This is a genomic window from Candidatus Eisenbacteria bacterium, from assembly GCA_016930695.1.
In the GTDB taxonomy this organism is placed as follows: Bacteria; Orphanbacterota; Orphanbacteria; order Orphanbacterales; family Orphanbacteraceae; genus JAFGGD01.
The window spans coordinates 1-9,498 of record JAFGGD010000015.1 but is presented as its reverse complement, the minus strand read 5'-3'; the positions used below and the strand labels follow the sequence as shown (position 1 = coordinate 9,498).

The 9,498-nt window shown below is 64.1% G+C and carries 10 protein-coding genes and 1 tRNA gene; 4 read left to right on the top strand and 7 right to left on the bottom strand.

What is annotated here, in order from left to right; translation table 11 throughout:
- Nucleotides 1–260 precede the first annotated feature (260 nt).
- The 7 genes from JW958_02560 to JW958_02530 form a co-directional block, all read right to left on the bottom strand.
- Nucleotides 261–332: transfer RNA gene (locus JW958_02560), tRNA-Gln, on the bottom strand.
- An 85-nt stretch (nucleotides 333–417) separates the two neighbouring features.
- The gene (gene spoVG, locus JW958_02555) at nucleotides 418–708 is read right to left on the bottom strand and encodes a septation regulator SpoVG (GenBank protein ID MBN1825119.1); all 291 of its coding nucleotides are present in this window, start codon (nucleotides 706–708) and stop codon (nucleotides 418–420) included.
- A 36-nt stretch (nucleotides 709–744) separates the two neighbouring features.
- Nucleotides 745–1,623, bottom strand: coding sequence for a 4-(cytidine 5'-diphospho)-2-C-methyl-D-erythritol kinase (gene ispE, locus JW958_02550; GenBank protein ID MBN1825118.1), 879 nt, complete (start codon nucleotides 1,621–1,623; stop codon nucleotides 745–747).
- Between the two features lie 3 nt (nucleotides 1,624–1,626).
- Nucleotides 1,627–2,511 (bottom strand): decaprenyl-phosphate phosphoribosyltransferase, encoded by an 885-nt coding sequence (locus JW958_02545; protein MBN1825117.1) that lies wholly within the window; start codon nucleotides 2,509–2,511, stop codon nucleotides 1,627–1,629.
- Entirely contained in the window at nucleotides 2,508–3,140 is a 633-nt protein-coding gene (gene udk, locus JW958_02540) for a uridine kinase (GenBank protein MBN1825116.1), read from the bottom strand. Before udk ends, JW958_02545 begins: the two co-directional genes overlap by 4 nt.
- 9 nt (nucleotides 3,141–3,149) lie before the next feature.
- The gene (locus JW958_02535) at nucleotides 3,150–3,509 is read right to left on the bottom strand and encodes an EamA family transporter (GenBank protein ID MBN1825115.1); all 360 of its coding nucleotides are present in this window, start codon (nucleotides 3,507–3,509) and stop codon (nucleotides 3,150–3,152) included.
- 126 nt (nucleotides 3,510–3,635) lie between these two features.
- Entirely contained in the window at nucleotides 3,636–5,036 is a 1,401-nt protein-coding gene (locus tag JW958_02530; GenBank protein ID MBN1825114.1) for an undecaprenyl-phosphate glucose phosphotransferase, read from the bottom strand.
- Nucleotides 5,037–5,221: 185 nt separating this feature from the next.
- On the opposite strand from JW958_02530, the gene JW958_02525 reads away from it, so the two are divergent.
- From JW958_02525 to JW958_02510, 4 genes are all read left to right on the top strand, one after another.
- A complete protein-coding gene (locus JW958_02525) occupies nucleotides 5,222–5,923 on the top strand; it encodes a Crp/Fnr family transcriptional regulator (protein ID MBN1825113.1) in 702 nt (233 codons plus the stop codon).
- A gap of 186 nt (nucleotides 5,924–6,109) precedes the next feature.
- Nucleotides 6,110–6,838, top strand: coding sequence for a hypothetical protein (locus JW958_02520; protein MBN1825112.1), 729 nt, complete (start codon nucleotides 6,110–6,112; stop codon nucleotides 6,836–6,838).
- A gap of 144 nt (nucleotides 6,839–6,982) precedes the next feature.
- A complete protein-coding gene (locus tag JW958_02515) occupies nucleotides 6,983–8,650 on the top strand; it encodes a transglutaminase (GenBank protein ID MBN1825111.1) in 1,668 nt (555 codons plus the stop codon).
- 18 nt (nucleotides 8,651–8,668) lie between these two features.
- Entirely contained in the window at nucleotides 8,669–9,127 is a 459-nt protein-coding gene (locus JW958_02510) for a hypothetical protein (GenBank protein MBN1825110.1), read from the top strand.
- Nucleotides 9,128–9,498: the final 371 nt, after the last annotated feature.

Below are 9,498 nucleotides of genomic sequence, written 5' to 3'. Positions count from 1 at the left end.
GGGGGCCCCCACCTCTCGAGGTGCGTGAGAAATGGCCGCGCGAGGTCGCACCCTTGTGGAAACTCCGTGGCGATCACGAACCCACCCGGGGGGCGGCACGCCCCGGACTCCGAGAGGGATTACCCGTCCGTCCCCCTCCCCCCACCATGCCCCGAAGGTAGAGCCATGGGCGGAAGATGAGGAAGACGGCGACGGAAGAAGAGCCTCTCGGCCTTCAGGCGTACGCCGCAGCAGGATCTCTCTCGAATTCGCGGGGGTAACTGGGGCGGGAGGATTCGAACCTCCAAATGCGGGCTCCAAAGGCCCGTGTCTTACCATTTGACGACGCCCCATCCGAATCGCGGAGCGGGAGGGCCGGCGGGCGCGGCCGCACGACGACCTTCACACCGCCCGGCGCCGGAGGGGGTGAAGAGCGAATCAAGACGAAGCGATGGACCCGGAGAGAGACCCCGCTTTCGTCAACTGGTCGCGGTACATCCCCAGAACTCGGTCCTCAACCAACGCACGCATCTCGTTGTTGATCGGGTGAGCGATATCCTGGTAGGTACCGTCAGAGCGCCTCCGGCTCGGCATCGCGACGAAGAGTCCGTTGTTTCCCTCGATCACTTTCAAACCGTGGACGACGAAGCAATCATCGAACGTAACACTCGCGAACGCCTTCAGTCGATCGTCCGGCCGGATCGTGACCCTGACTTCCGTGATCTCCATAGTGCCCACCGCCTTGGTTCCGATGCCCTACGACGCTTAACGCATAAAGCGATATCCGGTTGTCGTGGGATGGGCGATGGAGGCATGACGGCTGTCGGGGAATCGGGAGAGGATTCCTATTTCGTCTCTCTCTCCCCGGGGAAGGAGTCCGAATAGTGTCGGTCCGCTTCCACTCAGTAACACCCGCGAGCAACCGAGCCGCTCCATCCGGTCGGCCCACTCCCTAAGGGACGGACGGGCCGAAAACGCCACCTCCTCCAACCGATTCCAAAGCCTATGGAGCATGCATTCAGGGTCGGACCCTAACCCGTGCACACATTTCACCTTAGACCACACTTTCGGCCTTGTCAATGCGTATCTATTTAACTCGTTATAAATAAAACGAGTGCTTACCTGAAAGGGTGGTGTGACGATCAGGAAACGGTGTCGTTGAGAGAGAGAAGGCAGGGGTTCGACGATCTCCCCCCGGCCGGTGCAGAGCGCGGCGCCCCCCCAGAGGAAAAAGGGAACGTCCGAGCCGATCGTCGCCCCGAGGGCGGCGAGACGTTCCCGCGGCCAATCGAGCCTCCAGAGACGGTGTAAGCCCGCGAGGACCGCCGCCGCGTCGCCGCTCCCTCCGCCTAGGCCGGCCGCGGCGGGGATCCCCTTCCGAATTCGTATCGAACAACCCGCGCGCACGCCCGCCTCTCGCCGGAGGAGGGTCGCCGCCCGATGGGCAAGGTTCTCCTCCCCGCTCGGGACGCCGGCCCCCTCGGCTACGACTTCGATCCCCTCCTCCTTCTCCTCCATGTCGATCCGATCCCGGATCGAGACACTCTGCATCACCGTCTCGATTTCGTGATAGCCGTCCGTCCGCTCGCCGAGCACCTCGAGAAAGAGGTTCACCTTGGCGTAGGATTCGAGGCAAATCTTCATGACTTAAACATAAAGAATGGCGAGAACCGCCGCCGTCCAGAGAAGAATGTTCAACAGGAGCGGGTGGTCGGAGAAGAGCAGGTCCGCCGGATTTCCCCCCATCCCCCTTTCCAGAACCAGGTACATGTACCGGAAGAGCCCATAGACGACGAAGGGGACCGTGTAGATCAGTCTCTCGGTGCCGAACTTTTCCACCGTGTCGGGCCAGATCGTATAGAGCGAAAAGGAGAGGACCGTGGCGGCGGCGGTGAGGGTGATCATCTGGTTGGTGAGGACGGGGGAGTAGTGGTCCAAGCTGGAACGGTGCTCTCCGGCGTTCTCGCTCAAAAGGATCAGCTCGCTCCGGCGCTTGCAGACCGCCACGAAAAGCGAGGCGAAAAAGGTGCACACCAGGAGCCACGGCGACAGGAGCACCGACGGGTCCACGGCATGGAGCACCTGCACGCCGGCGATGGCCCGGATCAGGAAACCGATGGAGATCGCCATCACGTCAAGAATCACGATGTGTTTGAGCCGGAACGAATAGGCGAAGTTCAGGGCGAAATAAGCCGTCAGGCTCACGCCGAAAGAGGGCCAGAGGGTATAGCCCAGCGCGAGCGAGGGGATCGCGAGAAGGATCACCCCCACCCAGGCGGCCCTCGCGGGCAGGCGCCCCGAGGCGATCGGGCGGCGGCGTTTGACCGGGTGGGCCAGGTCCTTCTCCCGGTCCATCAGGTCGTTCAGCAGATAAATGCTCGACGCCGTGGCGGAGAAGAGGAGAAAACCGAGCAGCGACCGGAGCAGGTAGGACGGCTCCAGAACATGATGCGAGAAGATGACACCCGCGAAAAGGAGCAGGTTTTTGGACCACTCCTTCGGGCGGCAAGAACGGAGAAACGGGCCGATCAATGGCGCCCCCCTTCCTCCAGGATCGATCGGATCCGGGCGAGAATCATGTCGAGCGCCACCTGGTTCCGCCCGCCCCGAGGGACGATCAGGTCGGCGTACCGTTTCGACGGCTCCACGAACTGTCGGTGCATCGGTTTCACGGTGGTCAGGTACTGCTCGATCGCGGCGGGGATGGTCCGCCCCCTCTCCCGGATGTCCCGGCGAAGGCGGCGGATCAAACGCTCGTCCTCGTCGCAGTCCACGAAGATCCGGATGTCCATCCTCTCGCGAAGCTCGGGGTTCTCGAGAACCAGGATCCCTTCGAGCAGAATGATCGGCGCCGCGTGCACGGGCACCGTCTCGTCGGTCCGGGTGTGGGTGACGAAACTGTACACCGGCCGCTCGACCGGCCGGCCGGCCAACAACTCGTCCAGATGTCCCATGAGCATGCGGTTGTCGAAGGCGGAGGGGTGGTCGTAGTTGAGGGCGGCCCGATCCTCCGTGGAGAGATCGCTCCGGTCGATGTAGTAGGCGTCGTGATGAAGAGCGGCGACCGACTCTCCTTCCAGAATTTTCGCGATCCGCGCGGCGAGGGTCGTCTTGCCCGACCCGGTCCCCCCCGCGATGCCGATGACCACCGGACGGGACATGGCCCCCCCTTACGATTGGGAGATGAGGATCACTCCACCGACGATCACCAGCGTTCCCAATACGCGGAGCATCGTCACCGGCTCCTGAAAAAAGTAATAGGATCCGATCATGACGAACACGTACCCCATGCTCACCATCGGATAGGCGTAGCTGAGATTCACGCGGGAGAGAACGATCATCCAAACGAGCGCCGAGATCCCGTAAAGGGCGAGCCCGGCCAGAACGTAGGGATTGACGAAGGCGGCGGACATTTTCTGAAGGACTTGGGCGGCGTTGATCTCTCCGACCGCCTTCATGCCGCGCTTCATCGAGAGCTGTCCCAGCGAGCCCGTTCCGACGCAGAAAATAATCATCAAGAGATTCTTCACCGCTCCGCTCCTACCTCCTCCGGCGGGCGACTCGCCGCCCGCGGTCCGCCGGCTTACACGATGGAACACCGAATGATACCCGAAGGGGGATCGGGGGGCAACCGCGTCGAAGAGACGGGGCGGCGCTCACCGCTCCGCCCGGATCGCCTGCTCGACCACGTGTCTGGCTGTGAGGAGGAGGATCTTGACGTCGAAGTAGACCGACCAGTTCTCCACGTAGAAGACGTCGAACCGCGTCCTCTCCTCGATGGACGTGTCCCCCCGGAGCCCGTTCACCTGCGCCCAGCCGGTCATCCCCGACTTGACCCTGTGCCGGTCGAAATAACGGGGGATGTCCCTCTCGAAACGGCGGACGAAGAAGGGGCGCTCGGGGCGGGGACCGACCAGGGACATCTGCCCGATCAGCACGTTTCCGAGCTGGGGGAGCTCGTCCAGGCTGGTCCGCCTGAGAAAGGCGCCGACGCGTGTTCGTCGCTCGTCGCCGCGGCCCGACCAAACCGGTCCGGTCTCCTTCTCCGCCCCCTGCACCATGGAGCGGTACTTGACGATGTCGAAGACGCGACCGTCCCGGCCGATCCGCCTCTGCCGGTAGAAAACCGGGCCGGGGGAATCGAGGCGGACCACGATCGCCAACAATAAAAAGAGCGGCGCGAGCAAGACGAGGAGCAGCGCCGATCCGGCGATGTCGAAGGTCCTCTTGAGAAAACGGTTCCACGCCTCGAGCGGGAAGTCCTTGACCACCAACATGGGGATGCCGTCCATGTCGCTTACGCGCATCCTCTCGCCGAGCTTTCCGAAGATGTCGGGAACGATCTCGAACTCCAGAGGGAGATTCTCGCAGGCGCGCAGCACGTCCACGGTTCGCTCCCGGTGCGATTCAGGAAGCACGATGAAAACCCGGGAGACCCCCTCGCGCTTGCAGACGTCGGCCACGGCGTCGATCGGCCCGAGCGGGGGAATCCCTTCCGGGAGGGGAAGGCCCGGGTCGGCCAGTCCCCCGACGATCCGATAACCCAGGTCGGGGCGGAGCTCGATGCGACGGCGCACTCCCTCGAGGAGAGGCCCGCCTCCGACCAGGAGCACGCGCTGTACTCCCAGGTCGCGGCGGCGGCAACACGCCCGCAGGGCGCGGATCGCGGCGCGACCGCCCAGCACGGCGAGATAGGCGGCGGGGACGGCGAGGGCCAGGTAGAGCCGCGAATACGAGACGCCTCGGTAGAGAAAGGCGGAAGACATCGCCACCAGCGCACCGAGGAGAGCGCCCTTCAAGAGGAGCATCCCCTCTTCCGACGCGGTCAGCCCCCGGCGGATCCGATAGAGACCCAAGAAAGCGAAGATCGCCACCCAGCCGAAGGCCGTGAAGAGGAAACCGGAGAGATAGGCGTCGAAGGATGGGACTCCTTTCGGCGCGCCGAAAAGCCCGGAGTGGAAGCGGAGCCAGAAGGCGAATGCGAGCCCGATCACCGTCGCGGCGCAGTCGGAAAGGACGGCGAGAAAGGCGAAGGTGATCGGCGCCTTGTTGTGCACGGTCTCCTCCCGGGCGCCGGCGGTGGGGAAGCCCGCCGGCGGAACGCCCACAGTCTAATGCAAGTCCCCCCCGCACGGAACGGGAAGATCGCCCCGCCGCTTCGGGAGGGAAAGGCTCCCTCGCCGAGATTCTGGATCCGGGGAGAGAAACATGGCATACTATGCCCGATGCGCAAGGAGCGAAAATGATCGATTCAAAGCAAGCCGGCTGCATTCAGTGCCTCACCCGCCGTTCCGGGCTCCTTCAGGTTTTGGACGGAGAGATGCTCGAGCGCGCGGACCGGGAGAAGCGCCTTCAGGTCTACAAGCGCCGGCAGGTGATCTTCCATCAGGGCTCCGCTCCGAGCCACGTCTTCTGCATCCATTCCGGACAAGTCAAGCTGTACAAAATGGGGAGCAAGTCGGAGGAACAGGTGATCCGCGTGCTCGGGCCGGGGGACGCCTTCGGTTATCGTCCCCTCCTCGCCGGCGAGACCTACGCCTCCACGGCGGTCGCTCTGGAGAGGACCGAGGTCTGCGCCATACCGGAAAGGACCTTCTTCGATCTCCTCGAACTCTCCCCCCGGCTCGCCCGGGTCGTGATGGAGAGGCTCGCCCGGGAAGTGCGCATCTTCGAGGACCAGGTGATCGGGCTTTCCCAGCGCTCGGTGCTGCAAAGGACCGCTCACCTTATCTTGATGATGCTCAAGGGCTGCGGCGAGAAGACCGACCACGGCGTCCGCCTCTCCGCTCCGATGAAGCGGATGGAAATGGCGCAGATGATCGGGACCACCCCGGAAACCTTCTCCCGGACCCTCCACAGCCTGGCGAACGAGGAGATTCTCTCCCTCTCCCGTTCGGAGATCCTCGTTCGAGACATCGAGGGGCTCAAACGCCTCGCCGAATAACTTGACCCAAATTAAGTCAAATATTGATCGCGATCATTGCGAATTCCGACCACATGTGAGAAGATTACGTCGTTATATTCCAGGGAGTTCCGTGCCCGCAGCCGAACGGGCCCGGTATCCCCTCGTGCGGTTGCTCTATAGCGGCGTTACTTGAAAAGTGGAGAGAAGGGAGGAAGAAACAGAAAAATGGCTAATGTGATTCGTCTCTTGGGAGCCTTCGCGCTCATCCTCGGTCTCGCGGCCTGCGCGTCCGCGGTGGTCGTGGACGGCGTGAACGACTTCCCGCCCGAGGCTCTGATCGACACCGACGGCGGCGACACCGAGTTCGCCCCCATCGACCTGGGCGACATCTACGTCACCAACGACGCCACCAACCTGTACATCGGCTACGAGCACGACCATGACGGTTGGGGCGGCGTGCAGGTCGGCATCGCTCTGGTGACCATCGCCAGTCAGGGCGGCACCTCCGATCCCTGGGATCGGCGGATCGACTTCGCCGGCATGTGCCTGCCCGACTTCATCGCCTACAAGAACATCGACTCGGACTACGACGACCTGGTCACCTGGGACGAAGGCGGCCACTCTTGGATCTATGGATCCTACGATCTGAACTGGGTCGTGAGCGGCACCTTCGACGAGTTGGAGATCCCGCTTTCCCAGATCCAGGTCGCTTGCCCGGGCTTCCACCAGGTCTTCATCGAGATCTGGGTCACACAGGACGCCAACAACAAGGGCCCGTTGGACCTCAGCTACAACGACGCCCTCCAGCTGAGCACCACCGGCGGCACCACCTGGGAGCTGAACCCGGACGGTTCCGAAGACGTGGTGATCTCTTGCTACTGGTGCTACGACGTGGACTGCACGACCGCGGCGGACGAGACTTCATGGGGCCAGGTGAAGAACCTCTGGCGGTAGTCTTTCCCGCGTTCCGTGAATCGCGAACGGCCGCCCCCGGGCGGCCGTTCTCTTTTCCCCCACGCCCCCCACCCTCCGGCGCGCTTGTTTCGACCCTTCGGATCACCTATGCTCGGGCGCATCCCCAACATCGGGAGGTCGATCATGAAACGGAACCGATTGCGCCCGGCGCGCCGGGCGGCCCTCGCCCTCGCCCTCCTCTTCCTTCCCGTCGCCGCTTTCGCGGCGATCGGCGACACGCTTCAGTCCTTCCCCGCGCCGAGTCCCTGCCCCACCGGCCTCGCCCTGCACCGGGGCTCGCTCTGGTCGGCGGACTGGGAAACGGGGAAACTGTACGAGACGGACCGGTCGAGCGGCGCGCTCCGCGGCGAGATCGAAGCCCCCTGCCATCGCCCGGAGGGGCTTGCGTCGGACGGCGAGCTGCTCTACGTCGCGGACTACGAGAGCGCCCTGATCTTCGGCCTCGACACGGAGACGGGCTTGACGGTCCGCTCCTTCCCTTCCCCCGAAAGCGCTCCCCGGGGGCTCGCCTTCGGCGGCGGGTCGCTCTGGATTCTCGACGACGGCACGGACCGGATTTATGAAGCCTCTCCCGAGGACGGCACGATCCTGAATTATTACGCGGCGCCGCACAAGTATTGCCGCGGCCTCGCCCATGACGGCGAGCGCCTATGGGTAACCGACCGCATCTTGGACGAACTCTACGCGGTCCGTCCGTCCGACGGCGCGGTCCTCTTCCTCGTCAAAACGCCCGGTCCCTTTCCCGTCGGCCTCGCCTTCGGCGAAGGGGCGCTCTGGCTCTCCGATTTCGGAACGCGACGCATCCACCGGCTGCGGACCCGCGCCGATCTCCCCTACCGCGTGACGGACGAAATAACGAGGGACATCCGTTTCCGACACGTGGTCCGTAACGAGGGGGAGGGAACGATCACCGAAACGTCGATCCGCCTCGCCGTTCCGGCCGACTCTCTGGAGAACCAGTCCCTCGTGGACGACATCCTCTGGGAGCCCGAGCCGGATCGGTTCACCGCCGACCGGTGGGGGCAGCCGATCGCGCTCTTCGGATTCCGGGACGTGCCGCCGGGCGGAGAGGTTTCGGCCGGATACCGCGCCCGGGTCCGTCTCGGCGAGGTGCACTATGCCTTCTATCCCGAGGACGTGGGGGGGCTGGACCGCGTCCCGAGGGAAATCGCCGAGCCGAACCTGGCGCCCACGTCCCGCCTGCAGATGGACCGGGAGTTGGTGCGGGCGACGGCGCGTGAGATCGTCGGAGACGAGACCAACCCCTACTGGATCGCCCGCAAAATCTTCGACTGGGTGCGCGATAAACTGGAATACGAACGCGTCGGTGGATGGGACGTGCCGACCACGCTGATCCAACGGGGGACGGGGTCCTGTTCGGAATACGCCTTCCTCTATATCGCCCTCTGCCGCGCCGCGGGATTGCCGGCGCGGTATGAGGCGAGCGTGGTCGTCCGGGGCGACGACGCGTCCATCGACGACGTCTACCATCGCTGGTGCGAGGTCTATCTCCCCGGCGTCGGCTGGTTCCCCGTCGACCCGAGCGGCGGCGACAACGAGTGGCCCGCCGACCAGGCGCGCTATTTCGGCGGGCTCTCGAACCGCTTCCTGATCACCACCCACGGCGGGGGAGACTCGGAGTATCTCGGCTGGGACTACAACGCTCACGCGGTCTGGACCTATCGGGGACGCGGCGCGGTGCGAAGCGAAGGATATGGCGTGTGGAGTCCCGTGGAGGAGAGAGAGAGCGGCGGGGACGCGGCGGAAACGACGCGATCCACCGGCGATTGACGAGAGGAGGAACTGCCCATGAGCGAGCAACGGGACGACCGGATCGAGGTGCGGATTCCGCGCGGTAAAATCACTATCCGCTCCGCGCACTGTCCCTCCGGCTGCGATCTGATGGCGCCGGACGCGCCGGTCCACGGCCATCCGTCCATCGCCGTCCGTATTCTACACGGTGGGCGGGAAGGAACGCTCCATCTCGATCCCACCTACGGCAGCTACGACAACATTTGCGATCTCGAGATCCCGGATGGGGCGGAAGTGGAGTTCGCCTGCCCCCATTGCGGCGTCTCCCTGGTGGACCGCGATGAGCACTGCCCGTCCTGCTCGGCCCACATGTTCGTTCTCCACCTCCCCCGGGAAGCGATCGTGGAGGGTTGCCTGCGGAAAGGCTGCGCCGCCCACACGCTCCGCCTGGTCGATCTGGACGAGCAGATTCTGCGGATGTACGGAGACGAGACGGGACCGGCTTTCGACCTCTAGGTTAGGTCGCGATTGGGGGGAGGTTTCTACTGCGAGGTCCGGGCACGGGCTACGAAACCGCTTTTCCTTCGCCCCTTTCCTCATCGTAGCTATGGCTACGATTCCGGGAAGGGGTTCGTCCAAAGCGGTCTCTCGCCACGTGCCCGGACCTCTCGTATACGAAACCTCCCCCCAACCGCGACCTCGAAATGCTAGAGACAGGAACGACCGGACGCCTCGCCCTTCTGAATCTCGTTACGAAACCGGCGCCGACCGCGACCTCGAAATACTAGAGACAGGAAGGATCGGACGCCTCGCTCTTCTGAATCTCGTATAGGAAACCTCCCCCCAACCGCGACCTCGAAATGCTAGAGACAGGAACGACCGGACGC

What these genes read in the sequence shown, in the direction of transcription:
- spoVG (MBN1825119.1), bottom strand. Translation starts at nt 708, where the DNA reads ATGGAGATCACGGAAGTCAGGGTCACGATCCGGCCGGACGATCGACTG.
- ispE (MBN1825118.1), bottom strand. Translation starts at nt 1,623, where the DNA reads ATGAAGATTTGCCTCGAATCCTACGCCAAGGTGAACCTCTTTCTCGAG.
- udk (MBN1825116.1), bottom strand. Translation starts at nt 3,140, where the DNA reads ATGTCCCGTCCGGTGGTCATCGGCATCGCGGGGGGGACCGGGTCGGGC.
- JW958_02525 (MBN1825113.1), top strand. Translation starts at nt 5,222, where the DNA reads ATGATCGATTCAAAGCAAGCCGGCTGCATTCAGTGCCTCACCCGCCGT.
- JW958_02520 (MBN1825112.1), top strand. Translation starts at nt 6,110, where the DNA reads ATGGCTAATGTGATTCGTCTCTTGGGAGCCTTCGCGCTCATCCTCGGT.
- JW958_02515 (MBN1825111.1), top strand. Translation starts at nt 6,983, where the DNA reads ATGAAACGGAACCGATTGCGCCCGGCGCGCCGGGCGGCCCTCGCCCTC.
- JW958_02510 (MBN1825110.1), top strand. Translation starts at nt 8,669, where the DNA reads ATGAGCGAGCAACGGGACGACCGGATCGAGGTGCGGATTCCGCGCGGT.